The 19,589-nt window shown below is 70.9% G+C and carries 14 protein-coding genes; 9 read left to right on the forward strand and 5 right to left on the reverse strand.

All coding sequences use genetic code 11. The annotated features are described in order from the left end of the window. The first annotated feature begins 38 nt into the window (after positions 1 to 38). Positions 39 to 818, forward strand: coding sequence for a hypothetical protein (locus WME83_RS47260; RefSeq protein ID WP_437316276.1), 780 nt, complete (start codon positions 39 to 41; stop codon positions 816 to 818). 82 nt (positions 819 to 900) lie between these two features. On the opposite strand, the gene WME83_RS47265 is transcribed toward WME83_RS47260, so the two are convergent. Then, the gene (locus WME83_RS47265; RefSeq protein ID WP_437316277.1) at positions 901 to 1,488 is read right to left on the reverse strand and encodes a hypothetical protein; all 588 of its coding nucleotides are present in this window, start codon (positions 1,486 to 1,488) and stop codon (positions 901 to 903) included. Positions 1,489 to 1,900: 412 nt separating this feature from the next. On the opposite strand from WME83_RS47265, the gene zapA reads away from it, so the two are divergent. From zapA to bioD, 3 genes are all read left to right on the forward strand, one after another. After that, positions 1,901 to 2,230 (forward strand): cell division protein ZapA, encoded by a 330-nt coding sequence (gene zapA / locus WME83_RS47270; protein WP_437316278.1) that lies wholly within the window; start codon positions 1,901 to 1,903, stop codon positions 2,228 to 2,230. 72 nt (positions 2,231 to 2,302) lie between these two features. Next, complete coding sequence (locus WME83_RS47275; RefSeq protein WP_437316279.1) at positions 2,303 to 3,457, forward strand: aminotransferase class I/II-fold pyridoxal phosphate-dependent enzyme; 1,155 nt, start codon at positions 2,303 to 2,305, stop codon at positions 3,455 to 3,457. Continuing rightward, positions 3,454 to 4,149: a dethiobiotin synthase gene (bioD, locus tag WME83_RS47280; RefSeq protein WP_437316280.1), complete on the forward strand. Its 696-nt coding sequence runs from the start codon at positions 3,454 to 3,456 to the stop codon at positions 4,147 to 4,149. Before WME83_RS47275 ends, bioD begins: the two co-directional genes overlap by 4 nt. A 2,181-nt stretch (positions 4,150 to 6,330) precedes the next feature. Here bioD and WME83_RS47285 read toward each other — a convergent pair. Continuing rightward, a complete protein-coding gene (locus WME83_RS47285; protein WP_437316281.1) occupies positions 6,331 to 6,978 on the reverse strand; it encodes an ATP-binding cassette domain-containing protein in 648 nt (215 codons plus the stop codon). Positions 6,979 to 7,011: 33 nt separating this feature from the next. Then, positions 7,012 to 8,289: a serine/threonine-protein kinase gene (locus tag WME83_RS47290; protein ID WP_437316282.1), complete on the reverse strand. Its 1,278-nt coding sequence runs from the start codon at positions 8,287 to 8,289 to the stop codon at positions 7,012 to 7,014. A 13-nt stretch (positions 8,290 to 8,302) separates the two neighbouring features. Here WME83_RS47290 and WME83_RS47295 point away from each other — a divergent pair, with 13 nt between their 5' ends. From WME83_RS47295 to clpB, 5 genes are all read left to right on the forward strand, one after another. Beyond that, a complete protein-coding gene (locus WME83_RS47295) occupies positions 8,303 to 8,845 on the forward strand; it encodes a hypothetical protein (RefSeq protein WP_437316283.1) in 543 nt (180 codons plus the stop codon). Positions 8,846 to 9,192: 347 nt separating this feature from the next. Next, positions 9,193 to 10,323, forward strand: a complete 1,131-nt coding sequence (dnaN, locus tag WME83_RS47300) for a DNA polymerase III subunit beta (RefSeq protein WP_437316284.1) — start codon at positions 9,193 to 9,195, stop codon at positions 10,321 to 10,323. Next, on the forward strand, positions 10,320 to 11,471 hold the full coding sequence (recF, locus tag WME83_RS47305) for a DNA replication/repair protein RecF (RefSeq protein ID WP_437316285.1): 1,152 nt from the start codon (positions 10,320 to 10,322) through the stop codon (positions 11,469 to 11,471). The genes dnaN and recF overlap by 4 nt, the downstream gene beginning before the upstream one ends. Before the next feature lie 500 nt (positions 11,472 to 11,971). Then, positions 11,972 to 14,470, forward strand: a complete 2,499-nt coding sequence (gene gyrB / locus WME83_RS47310) for a DNA topoisomerase (ATP-hydrolyzing) subunit B (RefSeq protein WP_437316286.1) — start codon at positions 11,972 to 11,974, stop codon at positions 14,468 to 14,470. Between the two features lie 176 nt (positions 14,471 to 14,646). Next, on the forward strand, positions 14,647 to 17,256 hold the full coding sequence (gene clpB, locus WME83_RS47315; protein WP_437316287.1) for an ATP-dependent chaperone ClpB: 2,610 nt from the start codon (positions 14,647 to 14,649) through the stop codon (positions 17,254 to 17,256). A gap of 22 nt (positions 17,257 to 17,278) precedes the next feature. Here the strand turns inward: clpB and WME83_RS47320 are convergent, their stop codons facing one another. Continuing rightward, positions 17,279 to 18,520: a CinA family nicotinamide mononucleotide deamidase-related protein gene (locus WME83_RS47320; RefSeq protein ID WP_437316288.1), complete on the reverse strand. Its 1,242-nt coding sequence runs from the start codon at positions 18,518 to 18,520 to the stop codon at positions 17,279 to 17,281. Between the two features lie 168 nt (positions 18,521 to 18,688). Next, entirely contained in the window at positions 18,689 to 19,588 is a 900-nt protein-coding gene (locus tag WME83_RS47325; RefSeq protein WP_437316289.1) for a formylglycine-generating enzyme family protein, read from the reverse strand. Between the last annotated feature and the right edge of the window lies 1 nt (position 19,589).

A 19,589-nucleotide genomic window follows, 5' to 3' on the forward strand; every position in this document is an offset into this window, starting at 1 on the left:
CGCCGCTGATGCTCATTTCCGCGGTGGAGGCGTTTGCCATGGCTGATGAAGGAGAAGGGTCGGTGGCCGCGACGTCCGGCCTCGCGAGGAGGCTCTGTGCGCTCGCGCTGCTCGCGGTGTCTGGCGGCCTGCTCGCGTCTGCATGCGCCGATAACGAGAGCAGCCTGTTCGTCCGGATGCGCATGGCGCGGACGGGGGACTGCACGGTGACCTGCGGCCCCGAAGAGCCGTTCTGGACCGAGGACGCCGTCGACGCCGCGTACGCGGGCAGCCACAGCGCGACGCTCCTCGTGGGTAACCAGATCGTGGAGCGAGGCGACTCGGACGTGCTCCGCACCGAGACATCGCGCATCCACCTCTACGAGGCGGAGGTCCGCGTGGACGACATCGAGGGCAACGCCGTGACCGAGGGCTACGTGGTTCCGATCACGGGCATGGTCGATCCCGGGACGGGCAGCGACGCCGGCTACAACTGCGCCGAGGTGCTCCTGCTCGACGGCGCCACGATGGACACCCTGCGCGGCCAGGCCGCGAGGCTCGGCCGCGACGTCCAGGTGGTGGCGACGGTGGTGGTGCGGGGCAGGACGCTGGGTGGGCAGGAGGTCGAGACCGCCGAGTGGTCCTACCCGATCCGGGTTTGCTTCGCGTGCAGCCGGTGCGTCGACGTGTCGCCGCCGACCTGCTGCGTCAGCTCCGCCAGCGAGGAGTGCGAGGACAACGACGAGGTCGAGGCGACCTGCGCCGGCCAGCGAGGGCCGCAGGACTGCCGCAACCTCGGTCAGACCTGCGCCGACTACATCAACAGCTTCGGCCTGTAGCCCGCGCCCGGCCCTCCTCGAGGGCTCTCTGCCGACCCGGCAACCCGGGGCGCCCACCCCGGGCGGGTGGCCCGGGGTGCCGTCACCGCGCCGCTTCAGCGCGCCGCACCGGGGCCGCTTCCGGCGACGGTCCCGCCAGCACATTGAAGAGATAGACGAACGGGAGGCCCAGCAGCGCGACGTCGAGCTGGGCAGCGAGGACGATCGCGGTCTCTTTGGAGGCGCCGAGCCCGAGCCGCATCTGGGCGAGCAGCCCCGTGCTCATCACATAGGGCGCGTGGAAGTTGTAGCTGCGGGCGCCCCAGAAGACGGCGGCGGCGATCCCCGGCTCCAGCGCGTCGGCGTCGTCGCTCCACCGACCGTAGAGGCCGGTGGAGACGATCAGCGGGAACAGATCGAGGACGGGTGCGAGCGCCGAGACACCCGCGCCGGCCTGGAGCTCGTCGAACCCGTTGGTGAGCACCTCGGCGTAGGGACCGACGCCGAAGTCGTCATTGGCGCCGCGGCCGAACAGGACGTCGCCTCGCAGCCCCGCGTGAAAGGAGGTGGCATCCCACCACTGCCGTTCGAGGCCGGTGCCGGCAACGCCGAGGGTGACGCCGACGCTCGCCTGGGGTTCGGCGCGGGCCGTTCCGTGCGCGAGAGCGACCCCCAGGAGGGCGGCAACCAAGGCAGCTGGGAGGCCCGCCGTAGGCATGATGGTGGCGATGCTACAGGGCGCTGCCGGGGAGCGCGTTTGAATTCCGATCCGCGTCGTCCTGCGCGGCTGCCGAGGGTGCGCCGTCGGGTCGACGGCGGTCGTGTCTCGGCGCGCGCTTCGGGTCTTCCGCCAGGTCGCGGAGCTCGTCTCTCCGGGCGAGCTGCGAGCGCCTCCGGGCGAGCTGCGACCGTGAGGCTCCGGCCACGTCGCGGAGCTCGTCTCTCCGGGCGAGCTGCGCGTGTGACGCTGCGGTCCGATCGCGGAGCGCGTCTCTGGGTCTCGGCGCGCTCGTTGGTCGCGTTTGTCACCGGCGAGTCACTCCGTTCGCACGGTGCAGCCCGCTCTGCGCGCCCGGCGGGGTTCATGGTAGCGTCCGGGGGCTATGGCGCGCCGCACCGTGCAGCTACGGGTGGGGGGTCAGACCTACCGCGTGGTGACTTCCGCGAGCGATGAAGAGCTCCAGCGGCTCGCGGCTGTCGTCGACCAGAAGCTCGCCACGGTTGTGCCCGCCGGCCGCGCTGTGACACCGCAGGCCATGTTGCTGGCGGCGATCGCGCTCGCGCACGACCTGGAGCAGGAGCGGTCCCGGACGGCCATGATCGCCGGTCGCGCGCGGGATGCGTTCGGCCGGATCCTGCAGCGGGTCGACGCGGTGCTCGGCGTCGGCCCGGACTCGCCGTCTTCCGGCGAAGCGAACGGCAGCACGCCCTGAGCGTGAATCCTCATGCGCCGCGCGGTCCGACGGACTGGCCCGGCTGCCGACGGAGATCGCATGCCTGCACCCATGGATGAACCTCCCCGCCCGCCCACGTCGACGCTCGAAGGGGGGAACGCCCTTCGTCACCTGCAGGACGAGCTCTCCGAGCTGGAGCGCGCGGGCCTGCTGCGCACCCCTCCGGCCACCGCGGCTGGTCCGGGGATGCTTGTGCTGTGTTCGAACGACTACCTCGGGTACGCCGCTCTCCCCTGGTTGTCGGAGGGCGGAGCCGCGAGCGGTGCGGGCGCGTCCCGTCTCGTGAGCGGGACGCACGAAGCCCACCTCCTGGCCGAGCGCGAGGTCGCCGCGTGGCTGGGCATGGAGGCGTCGCTCCTGTTCTCCTCGGGGTACGCGGCCAACGTCGGCACCGTCGCCGCGCTGGCCAGGCCGGGGGACGTCATCGTCTCGGATGCCCTGAACCACGCCTCACTCATCGACGGCTGCCGCCTCTCGGGAGCGGCCATCGAGGTGGTCCGCCATGCTGACGCGGAGGCGGTCGAGAGCGCTCTCGTGCGCGGCCGGGGCGCCCGCCGCCGGTGGGTCGTGACCGAGTCGCTCTTCAGCATGGATGGCGACAGCCCCGACCTGCGCTACCTCCGCGAGCTGTGCGACCGTCATGACGCCGCGCTGGTGGTGGATGAGGCGCATGCCCTCGGCATCCATGGGCCGCGCGGCGCTGGCCTGAGCTCCGAGGTCGGCGTTCGCCCCGACGTGCTCATTGGCACGCTCGGCAAGTCGATCGGACTCCACGGCGCCTTCGTCGCGGGCTCCTCGACCTTGCGGACTTACCTGTGGAACCGCGCGAGGAGCTTCGTGTTCTCGACCGGCATCAGCCCCATGGTGGCGCTCGCGTCGGTGGACCGCGTCCGTCGTGTTGCTGCCGACGATGCAGGTCGGTCACGACTGGCCGCGGTCACGCGCCAGCTCCGCGCTGGCCTGCACGCGCTGGGGGCCCCGCTTCTCCCGGGTTCGTCGGGCCCCATCCTCCCCTGGATCTTGAAGTCGCCGGGTGCCGCCGTGGAAATGTCCCAGCGCCTCGCACGGGAGGGCATCCTCGTCCAGGCGATCCGCCCGCCGACGGTCCCGGCGGGCACATCGCGGCTCCGCATCACCGCTAGCGCGTCGCTCTCCGAGGCCGACGTCGAGCGTGCCCTCGCAGGGTTCCGCGAGGCGCTGCGATGAGAGGCCGACCTGTTTCACGTGAAACTGGTCAGCTCCGGGTCGCGGTGGTCGGAACCGGGACCGGCGTAGGCAAGACGCACGCGACGGTCGCGCTCGTCGCTGCGCTGGCGGCCCGCGGCGACGAAGTCTGCGGCCTGAAGCCCATCGAGTCGGGTGTGGACGGCGTCTCGGCAAGCGACGCCGATCAGCTGGCCGCCGTCAGCTCGGTTCAGCCCGAGCCGACGCCGTACCGCTTCCGGGAGCCGGTCTCGCCGCACCTGGCAGCGCGCCGCTGCGCCACCGCCATCTCGCTGGATGTCGTGACGTCGTGGGTCGCGAGGCAAAAGGCGCCCTGGGTGATCATCGAGAGCGCCGGCGCGCTCCTCTCCCCTCTCGGGCCGCGACTGACGAACGCGGACCTCGTGCGCGCGCTCGCTCCTGATGCCGTCGTTCTGGTGGGCCTCGACCGGCTGGGCATCCTTCATGAGGTTGCCAGCGCCGTGCTGGCCCTGCGCGCTCTCGCCCCGGGCTTGCCGCCGGCGCAGGTGGTGCTGAACCCGCCGGCAGCTCCCGATGCTTCGACCGGCACCAACGCGGGAGAGCTCGAAGCGCTGAGCATCGCCACGGGGGCCGTGGAGATGCCGCGTGCGGAACCCACCGCGCCCGCATCGCTTGCCGCAGCCGAGCTCGTCCTGGCGCGACTCCGCGCCTAGCTCCGCACGCTCGAAGGCAGGCCAGGTCACGCCCGAACGCGACCGGATCTGCCGCCAGCTTCCAGCCGGCCCACGCCCCTTCTGGCTCCAAAATCGGGGCGCGTTCCAACGGTACCCTCGATAGGTGTGGGCGAGGGCTGCGATGAGAGACCTCCTGTTTCACGTGAAACAGAGCTGTTCTAGGTCGCGAGGGCCGGAAGCAGGACGGGCGTGGGCGAGACACATACGATGATTGAGCTCGTCACCACGCTGGCAGCGCGCGGCGACAAGGTCTGCGGCCTGAAGCGCATCGAGTCGGGCGTGACGCGCTACCGGTGCGCGGCGCCGAAAAGCTGGGCCGCTTTCAGCTCGGTTCAGCCCGAGCCCGGAGCCGGCACCTACCGCTTCCCGGAGCCGCTCTCACCCACCTGGCGGCGCGCCGCTGCGCCAGCACCATCTCGCCTCTGCGCCAGCGCCTCTCGCTGGAGGTCGTGACGATGTGTGCAGGGAGGTAAAAGGCGCCCGGAGTCTCCTTCGAGAGCGCCGGCGCGCTCTTCTCCCCCTTGGGCCGGGAGTGACGAACGTAGGTCTGATGCGTGCGCTCGCTCCCGATGCCGTCGCGCTCGTCGGTCTCGATCGGTGGGCATCCTTCACGAGGTTGCGCGCGCCGTGCTGGCCGTGCGCGCTCTCGCCCCTGCTGAACAAGCGGCGCAGGTGGTGATGAACTCGCCGACAGCTCCCGAGGCCTCGACCGGCACCAACCCGGGAGAGCTCGCGCCGCGAGCTTCGGCCCAACCCCGTCTGGCGCCTGCGTCGGAGCGCGTTTCAAAAGTTCCTGGCCCCCGCGGGCATCCCGAAGTGTTCGCCACGAGCCTTGCCGGAGCGAAGGCTGGCAGGGTCTTGGAGCTCCTGGGCGAGCACCGGGACGGTGTGATCGGCTTCGCCCAGCGGACCTTGCAACGCATCGGACCCGGCGGAGCATCGCGAGGACGTAAAGAAGCAGGTGACCCGAGCGGTTTACGCGACCCGCGCTACCTCGGAGCGCGGCTGCTCGCAGCCGATCGCGTGTCTCTCCTTGGCATCACGGAAGGTGCTCTCGAGCGACCAGCACTCGCCGTCGGGCTCGACGGGGTCCTCGGGTGACCATCCGCGGGTCGGTGTTGAACGGCACGTCGTTCCCTGTGACCCCCCGGGCGCGTACCACGACAGGGGACGCATCGGGCGACGGCGTTGGAAGCCTCGTACCCTGCAGCCGCTACGGCGTGCTGGCGCAGCCGTGTACGCTCGGCAAGTAGGAGAACGAACGTGTCGGCGAAGACCGTTTCGCTGCCAGCGAGGATGCGCAGCACGGCATCTCGTCCGCAAGCCGCGCGATGCGCTCAGCGGCCGACTCGGCGATGCGGCGTGCTCCGCTGCTGCTTGCGCGATTCAACGCCGAGTACGTCTGTCCGCCTGGGAGCGCCAGGCGACCCGATCGTGGTGCTGGGATCTTCAAGCGCGCGCGGACTACGCGACTCCGCTCGTCGGAGACCAAGGTGGCGACCTGCATGCCGAACACGCCACGACCGCAACGTCGCGCCCAGTCGTGAGTCGACAACCCGACGGCCTCGGCGCGACGATGTTCATGCTCCACGCTGACGCCGACCCGTTCCGAGCTCACGCAGCTCGGCCACGGGCTGACGCGGGACTCGGACGGACTGCTCCGGTCGAGGGCGGTCGGGTCACGTCGCTCTTAGGATGCCTGTGGCTCTTGCTCGCGCAGCTGACAGCCTCAACCGAAGACGAGTCGCTTCGCTCGTCGGCTTCGCTCCCTGTCACCATTTCAGCGGCAGAGAAGGCGCGTCGCAGCACCTGGCGATGCCGAGCGGTGCACCCCGTGCTCTCCACGGCCGCGAAGAATCGCGTCCTCGACGAGCCGATCTGCCGGCCGTCGGCCGGTGCTTTCGCGCCCTCCACCGCGACGAGCGCTCCACGTCTGACCGCGCCCTCCCTCGCTCTGATTGCGCGACGCGCCGGGCCCGTCGCGTCGCTGGCGTTTGCTGTGCGCGTCGCTCAGGGCCGCCCACGCGACTCTGACGCCCCTCCTCTGCTGGGCTCTCCACCTCGCCTGGCAGCACTTGAAGGAAGTTGCGCCGCAGTCCAGCCGACGAGACCGGCAGCTCTGTTTCACGTGAAACTGCCCGGGCCTGCTTCCGAGGTGGCTCAGGTCGCGTCGGCGACAACGCGACCGCGATCCAGCACGACACGCGCGGCAGCACGATGCCGGAAGACCTCCGGCTCATGCGAGACCACCACCACGGCGGCTCCCCGCGCCACCTCGGCTTCCACCACCGTGAGCAGCCGCGCGACGCCGGACCGGTCCAGGCCGGTCGTGGGCTCGTCCAGCAACACGAGGGAGGGCTGGTGCACCAGCGCTCGCGCGAGCGCGATGCGCTGCCGCTGGCCGCGCGAGCACGTGCGCAGCGGGCGCAACGCGAAGCTCCCGAGCTCGAAGCGCTCCTCCGCTCGGCGCCACGCTTCCTGCGCGTCGAGCCCGTGGAAGCTGGCCGCCAGCTCGACGTTCTGCCGACCGGAGAGGTCCGGGTACGCCAGCGACTCGTGAGACAGCCAGCCGATGGTACCTCGAACCAGCCCGGTGTCGTCCCCGAGCGGCTCATAGCTGACGTCGCCCGACGTCGGGCGAATCACGGTGCCCAGGATCCCGAGCAGCGTCGACTTGCCCGATCCGTTCGCCCCTTCGATGAGCGTCAACCGGCCCGATTCGATGGTCGCGCTCACACCCCGCAGCGCCGCCGTCGTTCCGTACGTCTTCACGACGCCACGCGCCACCACGCGCTCGATCGCATCCACTGCGCTCACCTCGCTCCTGCGTTCACACCCGCGTCAGCTCTGGTCGCCGCCTCGCGCGCGACCCTCACCGTGGACGACCTTCGTCATGTCCTCCGGGAACGCAGGCGGATCAACCACCGTCGCCTCATTGTCGTCCGAGTCCGAGAGCTCCGTCCCCCGCCCGAGCGGGCTCAAGGAAGGGATCGTCGGCCGATCCTCCGTCTCGTCCTCCCGAGACGACCCGTCCACCACCTCGGCGACCGGCTCGCTCCGCCTGCGGGTCGCCCCACCGTCGCTCGACGCCGCCGGCGCCCGCGCCGACCACGCGCTGTGACGCAGCGGGAGCCCCTTACTGCCGTCAGCGATCCGAGGGACTTTCCTCGCCACCTCGGGCGCTGAACGGCCGCCCGCGACCACGACCCGACCGGGCTCGCCGGCGTCCTGCTCGCCTCCCAGCCGCGCGAACATCATCGTCCCGTCGTCGTTCCGATCCTCGATGAGGCTCTGCACCGCGACGCGATCCACCCGGCGCTTCTGCGACACCGGTACCTGGTTCTTGAACCGCCGCAGCGCCTCCTGGAACTCCCGAGCGCTCTGGAAGCGCTCGTCGCGCTCCTTCGCCAGGGCGCGATCCACGAGGCGCGAGAGCCCAGGCGGAATCGTGGGATCGAGCTCCGTGACCGGGCGATGCCAGAGCGTCAAAATCTGAACGAGCAGCGCGTTGTAGTTGCGCGCGACGAATGGACGCTGGCCGGTCAGCGCCTCGTACAAGATCACGCCGACAGCCCACAGATCGAGTCGGTGGTCAAGCTCGACGTCGCCCCGAGCCTGCTCGGGCGCCATGTAGTACGGCGTGCCCATCACCATGCCGGTGCGGGTCAGATCCATCGCCCCATCCAGGTCGGACGCCTGGGAGATCCCGAAATCGAGCAGCTTGGCCACCGGCAACATGCCGGCGCGCTCCGACAAGAAGATGTTCTCCGGCTTGAGGTCGCGGTGGACGATCCCCCGCTCGTGCGCGGTCACCAGCGCCGAGAGGACCTGCAGCATGATGTCCACGAGCTCGCTCGGCGGCACGACCCCACAGCGCTCGATCCGCTGCGCCAGCGTCTCACCGTGGAGGCGCTCCATCACAAGGTAGGGGCTGCCGTCAGGGAGCCACCCCATGTCGTAGACCTCGCAGATGTTCGGATGACCGATCCGCCCCGCGACCCGCGCCTCGTGCTCCAGCCTCGAGATCGCCTCGCGCTGCTGCGTCTCCCGCGGGTGCATCACCTTGACAGCGACCAGCCGACCGATCTGGAGGTGCTCGGCCTCGTACACAGCGCCCATGCCCCCTTCCCCGATGATCGCGGTGACCCCGTACTTGTCGCCGATCACATGCCCGAGCAGCGAACGCCCCAACGACGCGCCCGCCGCGTCGCTCCTCGGCCACGCTTCGATCCGCGCGTCTCCGCGGCTGGACAACGGCGCGCGCGACGCCGCGGAACGCGCCTCCGGACGCGGCGGCGGCGCGCTGCGCGGCGACGAGATCGGTCCCACGCCAGGCGAGCCCCTCGGGGACGGCGGCGCCGATCTCGGCGGCGGCGGCGCTGATCTCGGCGACAGCGGCGCTGATCTCGGCGACGGCGGCGCTCCCCGCGACAGCTGCGGTGCAGCAGGTCGGGGGACGGGCTGCAGCGGAGCCGCCGCGGCGCGCCGGCCCCCACGTGAAGACGAGGAAGCCTCGCTCGATGCCATGACGAGACCGGTCGACGGGCACACGATCGCCGCAACGTCGTGGTGGCTACCGCAGTGGATGCACCGCACCGAACTCAAGTCCGTACATTTTGAAATACTCCATCCAGGTGCTGCTCGGAACTGCACAGCGCATCAGGTCAGAGCGTGACCGGCCGCGCTCGGTTCTACATTCCCGCACGCCCCCTGGTGGATCTTGGGGATAACCCCTTCGGCAACCCTGGGGGCAAAACGGGGGAGACTCGCCGCCCGCCAGCTCTCCCCCGTCCTCCTACCCCTGAGCACGGTCCATTTACCCCAGGGCGCCCGCTTCCAACTGCTCGAATTCATTCAGCAATCTGAGTTATCCCCGCCCTCCACAGCGCCTACGACGAAGACGATGTCTTTATCTATCTATTTCATGGAAAGAAGAGGCGTCCCGCAAGGTCACCGGAGCGCTCATTTCCCGCCCACGCCCGGGCAATAACCCTGCTAAAGGGAGCGGCTCCGGAGTCGGCTATGGACCTTGTGATCCCCAAGAAAGATCTGCTTCGCCTCGTCGCGCGCTGCCAAGGCGTGGCGGACAAGAAGAGCGCCATGCCAGCGCTCGCCAACGTCCTGCTCGCCGCCGAGGGCAACGCCGTCCGCGTCGCCGCGACCGACCTGTACCTCGGGGTCACCGGCCAGACCCACGCGGACATCAAGACCGGCGGCACCGTCGCGGTCCCCGCCAGGGACCTGCTCGAGCGCGTGAAGGCCATGCCCGATGGCCCGATCCAGATCACCACCACCGAGGGCGCGCACACGTCGCTCAAGGCCGTGGGATCGCCCCGGCGCTACACCCTCCCCGGCCTCCCCGGCTCGGAGTTCCCGCAGCTGCCCGCGCCGTCGCGCGACGCGCCCTCGCTGGAGCTCCCCGTCGAGCAGCTCGCGCTCCTGATCGCCAGGACGCACTTCTCGATCTCCACCGACGAGACGCGCGCCCACGTCAACAGCGCCCTGTTCGAGTGGGCCGGCGATCGCGTCCGGATGGTCACCACCGACGGCCATCGCCTGTCCAAGATGGAGGCGACCGTCTCCGGCAGCTCCGCCACCGCCACCATGCTCATCCCCCTCAAGGCGATCACCGAGCTCCGCCGCCTCGCCGAGGAGGCGCGCGCCGAGAAGGAGACCCCCATGGTCGCCATCACCCAGAGCGGGCCGAACGCCTTCTTCAACATCGCCGGGATGCAGTTCTCGGTGAAGCTCGTCGACGCGCAGTTCCCCCCCTACCAGCAGGTCATCCCGTCCGTCACCGAGCGCTCGGTCCGCGCGCCCCGCGTCCAGTTCGCCGAGGCCCTCCGCGCCATCGCGCTCGCCGCCAACGACCGCACCGGCGGCGTCAAGCTGTCGATCGCGCCGGGGACCCTCCGGATCACCAGCGAGAGCCCGGACACCGGCGCCGGCTTCGACGAGGTGGCCGTCGACTACAGCGGACCCGAGGTCACGATCGGCTTCAACGCCAAGTACTTCCTCGACGTGCTCGGCTCCATCGACGACGAGGAGGTCATCCTCGGCATCTCCGGGGAGCTCGACCCCGCCGTGCTCCGGCCCGGCAGCGAGTCGAACCAGCAGAGCTACGTCGCCGTCATCATGCCGATGCGGATTTGAGCGCGCCCGACGACGAGCGACAGGAACGCCTCCCGAGCCTCCTGCTCGAGCGGCTCCACGTGCGCGAGTTCCGGAACCTCGGCCGCATCGACGTCGAGCCGGCGCCGCGCCTCAACGTCATCGCCGGCAACAACGGTCAAGGCAAGACGAGCCTCCTCGAGGCGATCTACTTCGTGGCCACGTCGAGGAGCTTCCGCACCCACCGCGCGGCGGAGCTCGTGCGCCACGGCGCCGACGTCGCGAGCGCGCGCGCGCGCTTCGTCGAGCGCAGGGACGCGCTGCCGCCCCTCGCGCGCGAGCAGACCGCCGCCGTGGAGCAGAAGCGGTGCGTGGTGCGCATCGACGGCAACCGGCCCCCGAGCCTGTCGAGCTTCGCGACGCGCTCGCCGGTCGTCGCGTTCCACACCGAGGAGCTCGCGCTGTCGACCGGGCCCGCGAGCGCGCGGCGCACGCTGCTGGATCGGCTGGCGCTCTTCATGGATCCGCAGAGCGCCGACCACCGCGCCCGGTACGCGCAGGCGCTCCGCGCGCGGCACGAGCTGCTCCACCGCGGCGGGGGCGCGCCGGCGCAGGCGGGCGCCGAGCTCGACGCGTTCGAGGAGCTCTGCGCCCTCCACGGCGCGGCGCTGACCCGCGCCCGCGCGGCCGCCGTCGAGGCGCTCGCGCCGGAGCTCGCGCACGCCTTCGCCCGCATCGCCGCGCCCGACCTGACCCTCGCCGCGCGCTACGCGCCGGGCGGCGCCAGCGACGCCGCCCAGGCGCGCGAGACGCTGCGCGAGCACCGCCGGCGCGACGCCCACCGGCCGAGCGCAGGCTTCGGCCCCCACCGGGACGACCTGGTGCTCGAGCTCGACGGCCACCCCGCCCGCGTGGTCGCCTCCCAGGGGCAACACCGGGCCCTCACCCTCTCGCTCAAGGCGGCGGAGACCGCTGCCATTGCGTCCGTCCGAGGTGTAGAGCCCATTCTCTTGCTCGACGACGTGTCGAGCGAGCTCGACCCCGATCGGACGGCCGCGCTGTTCACGTTCCTCGGAATGGCGCGCGGACAGGTGTTCCTGACGACCACGCGGCGCGATCTCATCGTCACGCCGGGCGTACCCGCGTCGGAGCGGCGCGATTTTCACGTCGAAGGCGGCGCGCTCAGCTGACGTGCGCGGCGGGGGCGGACGCGGGGCGGCGGCGCGCTCAGCTGACGTGCGCGGCGGGGGCGGACGCGGGGCGGCGGCGCGCTCAGCTGACGTGCGCGGCGGGGGCGGACGCGGGGCGGCGGCGCGCGGCCAGGCCCGCCGCGGCCGCCCCGAGACGCGTTGATCCCGCCCCGCAGGCCACGAGTTGGGATGCTCCGGACGCGCCCGCGCCAGGCGCTGAAAATACGGTGTTACGAGGCTTCCGGACTCGGCGAAACGCTTGCCCGAGCGGCTGATTTCGGCTACATTTCCGCAGTCTTTACGGGGCATCGGCGAGCGGTCCGCGCATGATCGCTCGTGCCCTCGGAATCGCTCCGGCGCCGCGGCTGCGGCGCCCGGATCCCACCAGACGAGCTGCCATCGCGCCGGCCCCTCCACTGCAAGAACTCCGGCAATCCGAGCGGTCTCCGCCGCTCTGCGCCCCCCGGTGAGAGGCGGCGGGCGCGCCCACCAGGACCGAGATGACGGAACCCACCCTGAGCCAGCCGACCGACCTCACCAAGGCGTCGTACGACGCCCACAGCATCACGGCGCTCGAAGGCCTCGAAGCGGTGCGAAAGCGCCCCGGCATGTACATCGGCGATGTGCACGACGGATCGGGGCTGCACCACCTGGTCTGGGAGGCCGTGGACAACGCCGTCGACGAGCACCTCGCCGGCGCCTGCACGGAGATCAGGGTCACCGTCCACTTCGACGGCTCGGTGTCGATCGAGGACAACGGCCGCGGGATCCCGGTCGGGATGCACGCGAAGGGCGTGAGCGCCGCCGAGGTCGTCATGACCGTCCTCCACGCCGGCGGAAAGTTCGACAACTCCAGCTACAAGGTCTCCGCGGGCCTGCACGGCGTCGGCGTGAGCGCCGTGAACGCCGTCTCCGAGTGGCTCAAGCTCGAGATCAAGCGCGAAGGGAAGCTCTGGTTCCAGGAGTACGCCCGGGGCGTGCCGAGGGCGCCGCTCAAGGGGATCGGCGTGACGGACAAGACGGGGACGAAGATCACCTTCAAGCCCGACCCGATCATCTTCAGCTCGGTCGATTTCAGCTTCGACATCCTGGCGAGCCGCCTGCGCGAGCTCGCGTTCCTGAACGCCGGGCTCATCATCCACCTCGATGACCAGCGCCCCGACGGGAGGGCCGAAGTCTACGAGTACAAGGGGGGCATCTCGGAGTTCGTGGCGCTCCTCAACAAGACCAAGGAGCCGATTCACGACGAGGTGATCAGCTTCGTGTCGCAGCACGAGATCGGCGCGGCGGGCGAGGCCGGGAACGGCCGCGGTAGCTCGGCGCCGCCGCCGGTCGGCGTGGAGGTCGCGCTGCAGTGGAACGGCTCCTACACGGAGGCGATCTTCTGTTACACGAACAACGTCCACAACAAGGACGGCGGCACGCACCTCACCGGGCTCCGCGCCGCGCTCACGAAGACGATCAACAACTACGGGAGCGCGCACAACCTCTTCAAGGAGCTGAAGCAGGGCCTGCAGGGCGAGGACGCGCGCGAGGGCCTGACGTGCGTGCTCAGCATCAAGCACCCGGACCCGTCGTTCGACTCGCAGACGAAATCCAAGCTCGTCTCCAGCGAGGTCAAGGGCATCGTCGAGGCGGTCGTCAGCGACAAGCTCGCGCAGTATTTCGAGGAGAACCCGCAGAGCGCGAAGAAGATCATCGAGAAGGCGGTCGTCGCGGCCAAGGCGCGCGAGGCGGCCCGCAAGGCCCGCGAGGTGATCCGCAAGGGCTCGCTCGACGTGACGTCGCTCTCCGGCAAGCTCGCCGACTGCCAGTCCAAGGACCCGGAGAAGAGCGAGATCTACATCGTCGAGGGCGAGAGCGCCGGCGGCAGCGCCAAGATGGGGCGCGACCGGCACTTCCAGGCGATCCTCCCGCTCAAGGGCAAGATCCTGAACGTCGAGCGCGCGCGGCTCGACCGGATGCTGAGCTCCGCCGAGGTCGGCACGCTGATCACCGCCCTCGGCTGCGGGATCAACGACGCCGGCGGCTTCGAGATCGACAAGCTCCGCTACCACAAGATCATCCTGATGACGGACGCCGACGTCGACGGCTCCCACATCCGCACGCTGCTCTTGACCTTCTTCTTCCGGCAGATGCCCGAGATCATGGAGAAGGGGTATCTGTTCATCGCGCAGCCGCCGCTCTACCGCGTGCGCAAGGGCAAGCGCGACCTCTACCTGAAGGACCAGGCCGCGCTCGACGAGTTCCTCGTGGGCAACGCCGTGGACGGGCTCGAGATCGTCGCGAGCGGCGCGCAGACGGGCATCGCGGGGCAGCCGCTCTACCGCCTCGCGCAGCGGCTGAAGCGGTTCCGCGCCGTGCTGTCGAACATCGACAAGCGCTGTGACGCGCGGATCGTGGCGGCGGTGCTGCGGTCGAGCGGGCTCGGGCGCGACGACCTGCGGGAGACCAAGAAGGTCGCCGCGGCCGCCGACGAGCTCCGGGCCTACCTGAAGCAGCGCTACCCGGACCTGTTCCCGCTCACGCTGTCGACGCCCCGGGACACCGAGCACGGGACGAGCCGGATCGAGGTCGTGCCGCGCCCGGGCGCGAGCGCGCGAAGGAGCGTCATCGACTGGGACCTGGTGGGCTCGCCGGAGTACCAGGAGGCCTGGTCGATCGAGCAGGACCTGCGATCCATCGGCGCGCCGCCGTACCGCGCCCGCGCCTCGAGCGGCGAGGAGACCATCGAGAACGGCGAGGCGCTCGTCGACTACATCGAAGAGCGGGGCAAGAAGGGTATCGCGATCAGCCGTTACAAGGGTCTCGGCGAGATGAACGCCGACGAGCTCTGGGAAACGACGATGAACCCGGACGCGCGGACCCTCCTCCAGGTCCGCATCGACGACGCGGTGAAGACCGACGAGCTCTTCACGATCCTCATGGGCGACCAGGTCGAGCCGCGGCGCAACTTCATCGAGCAGAACGCGCTCAACGTGAAGAACCTCGACATCTGAGACTGCGTCCGGGGCGCGCGGCGGACGGAGCCCGCGCCCCCCTCCACGCGCGGTGGGGGGTTGACACGGCGCTGACCTGCATCAATCGACGGCCGCGTTCGCTCGGTATCTCTGGCAAGACGCTTGCTTGGCCGGCCCCTTGCTAGCGATGGCACACGCCTTAGCTTCGAGGTGCCATGAGAATCGAGCGAATGACGACGAAGGCCCAGGAGGCCATACGAGAGGCTGTCGATTTCGGCAGCCGCCGGGGAAATCCCGAACTCTATCCCGAGCACATCGTGCGGGCGATCGTCGGCCAGGACGGCGGCCTCGGCGCTCCGCTGGTGCAGAAGGCAGGCGCGGATCCCGCGGGGCTCTTGCGCCTGCTCGACGCGAAGATCGACTCCTACCCTCGCGTGAGCGGCGGCGCCGAGCCGAACCTGTCGAGGCGCGCGCTCGCGGTCCTGCAGAAGGCCGAAGACGAGGCGAAGGCGCTCAAGGACGAGTACATCTCGACAGAGCACGTCCTGCTCGCAGGGACGAAGACCGACAAGGAGATCCAGTCGATCTTCGAGCGAGCGGGCCTGTCGTACGACAAGCTCCTCGCGTCGCTCGCGGCCGTGCGCGGCAATCAGCGCGTGACGGACCGGGACCCCGAGGGGAAGTTCCAGGCGCTCGAGAAGTACACCCGCGATCTCACGAAGCTCGCCCGACAGGGCAAGATCGATCCGGTGATCGGTCGAGACGAGGAGATCCGGCGCGTGATCCAGGTGCTCTCGCGGCGCACCAAGAACAACCCGGTGCTCATCGGCGAGCCCGGCGTCGGCAAGACGGCCATCGTCGAGGGCATCGCGCACCGCATCGTCGCGGGCGACGTGCCCGAGTCGCTCAAGGACAAGACCATCGCCGCGCTCGACCTCGCCGCCATGGTCGCAGGCTCGAAGTTCCGCGGCGAGTTCGAGGACCGGCTCAAGGCGGTGCTCAAGGAGATCGAGGGCTCGAACGGGCGCATCATCCTGTTCATCGACGAGCTGCACACGCTGGTCGGCGCCGGCGCGGCCGAGGGCGCCATGGACGCGGCCAACATGCTGAAGCCCGCGCTCGCGCGCGGCGAGCTCCGGTGCATCGGCGCGACCACCCTCGACGAGTACCGGAAGCGGATCGAGAAGGACGCGGCGCTGGAGCGGCGCTTCCAGCAGGTGCTCGTCGCGCAGCCCAGCGTCGAGGACACGATCGCCATCCTCCGCGGCCTGAAGGAGAAGTACGAGGTCCACCACGGCATCCGCATCCAGGACGCCGCGCTCGTGGGCGCCGCGGTGCTGTCGAACCGGTACATCACCGAGCGGTTCCTGCCCGACAAGGCGATCGACCTCATCGACGAGGCGGCGTCGAAGATCCGCATGGAGATCGACAGCCTGCCCACGCCGATCGACCAGGTGGAGCGCGATCTGCTCAAGCTGCAGATGGAGGAGCAGGCGCTCAAGCGCGAGAGCGACAAGGCGAGCAAGGCGCGCCTCGACGAGGTGCGGCGCGAGATCGCCGAGCTCCAGGGGCACCGCGACGCGATGCGGGCGCAGTGGATGCGGGAGAAGGAGCTCATCTCCGAGCTGCGCCAGATCAAGCCGCAGATCGAGGAGCTCAGGCTCGAGGAGGAGCGCCTGAAGCGCGCCGGCGACCTCGGGCGCGCCGCGGAGATCCATTACGGCAAGATCCCGGAGATCGAGAAGAAGCTCGAGTCGATCCGCACGACCCTCTCCCAGGTGCAGTCGAAGCAAAGCTACCTGAAGGAGGAGGTCACCGACGAGGACATCGCCGCGGTCGTCTCGAAGTGGACCGGTATCCCGGTGTCCAAGATGCTCGAGAGCGAGATGCAGAAGCTCCTGCGCCTCGAGGAGGAGCTGCGGCGGCGCGTCGTCGGGCAAGAGGACGCGCTCCGCGCGGTGTCGAACGCGATCCGGCGCTCGAGGGCCGGCCTCGGCGACGAGCGGCGGCCGATCGGGTCGTTCCTGTTCCTCGGGCCGACCGGCGTCGGCAAGACGGAGCTCGCGCGCGCGCTCGCCGAGATCCTCTTCGACGACGAGCGGGCCATGGTGCGGCTCGACATGAGCGAGTACGGGGAGCGGCACGCGGTGGCTCGCCTGATCGGCGCGCCGCCCGGGTACGTCGGCTACGAGGAGGGCGGCCAGCTCACGGAGCCGGTGCGGCGGCGGCCGTACAGCGTGGTGCTGTTCGACGAGATCGAGAAGGCGCACCCGGACATCTGGAACACGCTCCTCCAGGTGCTCGACGATGGGCGCCTGACCGATGGACAGGGGCACACGGTCGATTTCAAGAACACGATCATCATCCTGACATCCAACCTCGGGACGCCCGCGGCCGCGGCGATCGAGGAGCGGGCGAACCTGCCGGCCGACGAGAAGGCCGAGCTCGTGCGGAGGGCCGTCGTCGAGGAGGTGCGGAAGCACTTCCGCCCGGAGTTCCTGAATCGCCTGGACGACCTCATCGTGTTCCGGCGGCTGGCGCGCGAGCAGATGGAGAAGATCGTGGACATCCAGCTCGACCTGCTGCGAAAGCGCCTGGATCGACGCGGGCTCCTGTTCACGATCTCGTCCGACGCGAAGGGCTACCTCATCGAGCAGGGGTGGGACCCGCAGTACGGCGCGAGGCCGCTGAAGCGCGCCATCCAGCGGAGCATCGAGGACGAGCTCGCGAAGCGGATCCTCGGCGGGGAGTTCAAGCAGGGCGACACGGTGCGGATCGACCGCGGGGACGGCGCGCTCACGTTCACGCGCGCCGCGCCGAACTGACGCTCGTCAGCCCGCGCCCGCGTCAGCGCTCGGGGAGGTTGCCGGCGATGCGGCGGAGGAGGTCCAGGACGGCGTAGGCGGCGCCGAGCTGGACCTCCTCGCGATCCCCCGAGAACACGCGGTCGCGCACGACGAGGCCGCCGGGGTGCGAGACGGCCCAGTAGCACAGGCCGACCGGCTTGGTCGCCGTGCCGCCCGTCGGGCCGGCGATGCCCGTGACCGAGATGGCGACGTCGACCTCGCAGAGGCGGCGGACGCCCTGGGCCATCTCGGCGGCGACCTCGGCCGACACCGCGCCGTGGCCGCGCAGGGTGTCCTCCGCGACGCCGAGCAGCCGCGTCTTGGCGCTGTTCGCGTAGGTGACCGCGGCGCCGACCAGGTAGTCGCTCGCCGGGTAGCTGGTGAGCAGGTGAGAGATCAGCCCGCCGGTGCACGACTCCGACACGGCGAGCCGCCAGCCCCGGGCGCGCACGGAGCGCCCGACCATCTCCGGGAAGGCGTCGCCCCCCTCCCCGTACACGGCCGTGCCGAGCCGCTCGCGGACGTCGGCCGTCGCCTTCAGGGCCAGCTCGTGCGCCATCGACTGCGTGGCGGCGCGGGCGTGGACCTTCACGTCGACCTCCGGGTAGTGGACGCGGTAGCCGAGCGTGATGCCGGGATAGGCCTCCTCGACGCCCTTCAGGAGCTCGCCCAGCGTGGACTCGGGCAGACCGTAGGTGCGGAGGCGGACCTGGAAGGTGTTGTTCGGAGCCGCCGGCCGCACGCGCGGCAAGACCTGCTCGGTGAACATGCTCTTCATCTCCCGCGGCACGCCCGGGAGGAAGAAGACCGTGGACTCGCCGAGGTGGACCCCGAAGCCGGGCGCGGTGCCGGAGGAGTTCGGCAGGATCTCCGACCCGGCGGGGACCTCGGCCTGCTTCTCGTGGCCCGCGTTCATCGTCTTGCCGCGGCTCTCGACGCGGCGGCGGATGGCGAGCAGCGTGCTCTCGTCGCGCACGAGGTCGGTGCCCGTCGCGCGCGCGGCGGCGAGCGCGGTGAGGTCGTCGGTCGTCGGGCCCAGGCCGCCGGTGGCGATCACCAGCCGGTGCGCGCTCGCGAGCTTCTGGACGGCGGCGACGATGTGATCCACGTCGTCGTCGACGGTGATCGACTCGCTGACCGTGAAGCCCGCTGCGGTGAGCTCGGCAGCGAGCCAGGCCGCGTTGGTGTTGAGGATCTCGCCCCGGGTGAGCTCGGTCCCGATCGAGAGAAGCGCGACAGTCATTGGGAAGGGGGACTGTAACCCAATCCGGAGCCGACGGAGCGCGTTTCCGGACGGTTTTGCGGTCGTTTGGGCGCGGTTGTCGCCTCCCGCAGGCTCCCCTCGTCCTCCCCTCTCGCCCTCCCCTCCCCCTCCCCGCCGGCGCGCCGCCGTGAGCGGCGCGGCGCGCGATCACGGCGGATAGGCGCACCGGAAGCCGAGATCGGGCGAACGGGTCGATACGGGGACGAGCCGCCGATTCCAGGTGCGCAGCGCCGAGGCCGCCTCGTCGGTCCACGATCCGCCGTGGGTTCCCGACATCCCGTCGCCGGGTCGATCGGGCGCCGCCCACTCGGCGACATTGCCGGCCAGGTCGAACACGCGCCCGTCCGCGTGCACGGCGGCGCCGTCAGGGCGCGAGCCGGCGAGCTCCGGGCCCGTCGCGCCCCACCCGCACGGGCCCGCGCGCAGGCCGAAGGCGACGCGACGGCAGACCGCGCCGGTGTCTCCCCACGGGTACCGCCGGCTCGACGGGCCCGCCGCGGCGAAGGCCAGCTGGTTGCGCGAGGGGAGCGACCCGCCCGCGAAGGCACAGTACCGGGCGGACTCTTCTAGCGTGACGCCCGTCACCGGGACGCCGGGCTCGCCGCGCAGCGGCAGCGCCGCGCACGCGCCGGCCGCGACGCAGGCCGCGTAGCGCTGCTCGGTGACCTCGAACGCGTCGAGCGAGAACGCCGGGACGAACACCTCGCGCGCCTCGACGACGCCCTGCGCCTCCCAGTCGCTCGGCCCGAGCCGCAGCGTCCCGGCGGCGATGCGCACGGTCGCGCCCGGCGCGACGCAGCCGGCGGGGGCCGCCGAGAGGCCCGCGCCGCACCGGCTCGGCGCGCCCGCGCAGCGGCCGGCGTCGTCGAGGCGCTGGCCTTCGCCGCAACACCGCGGGCCGAGCGCGACCATCCCCGGCGCGCAGCGCGCCGGCGGCCCGGCGCGGTGGCGAGCGAGCGCCGCGATGCCGACGATCAGGAGGGCCGCGCCCGCGGAGAGGCCGGCCTTCCAGCCGAGCCTCCGTCCGGCGCTCGGCGCTGCGCCCACC

This window comes from Sorangium sp. So ce385 (assembly GCF_051474135.1).
GTDB classification, from domain to species: domain Bacteria; phylum Myxococcota_A; class Polyangia; order Polyangiales; family Polyangiaceae; genus Sorangium; species Sorangium cellulosum_D.

Bases quoted from the DNA above. Each gene is read 5' to 3' on its own strand.
- WME83_RS47290 (WP_437316282.1), bottom strand. From the start codon at position 8,289: ATGGGCGCTGTGTACGAGGCCGAGCACCTCCAGATCGGTCGGCTGGTC.
- WME83_RS47260 (WP_437316276.1), top strand. From the start codon at position 39: ATGGCTGATGAAGGAGAAGGGTCGGTGGCCGCGACGTCCGGCCTCGCG.
- WME83_RS47320 (WP_437316288.1), bottom strand. From the start codon at position 18,520: ATGACTGTCGCGCTTCTCTCGATCGGGACCGAGCTCACCCGGGGCGAG.
- bioD (WP_437316280.1), top strand. From the start codon at position 3,454: ATGAGAGGCCGACCTGTTTCACGTGAAACTGGTCAGCTCCGGGTCGCG.
- zapA (WP_437316278.1), top strand. From the start codon at position 1,901: ATGGCGCGCCGCACCGTGCAGCTACGGGTGGGGGGTCAGACCTACCGC.
- WME83_RS47295 (WP_437316283.1), top strand. From the start codon at position 8,303: ATGATCGCGGTGACCCCGTACTTGTCGCCGATCACATGCCCGAGCAGC.
- gyrB (WP_437316286.1), top strand. From the start codon at position 11,972: ATGACGGAACCCACCCTGAGCCAGCCGACCGACCTCACCAAGGCGTCG.
- clpB (WP_437316287.1), top strand. From the start codon at position 14,647: ATGAGAATCGAGCGAATGACGACGAAGGCCCAGGAGGCCATACGAGAG.
- dnaN (WP_437316284.1), top strand. From the start codon at position 9,193: ATGGACCTTGTGATCCCCAAGAAAGATCTGCTTCGCCTCGTCGCGCGC.
- WME83_RS47275 (WP_437316279.1), top strand. From the start codon at position 2,303: ATGGATGAACCTCCCCGCCCGCCCACGTCGACGCTCGAAGGGGGGAAC.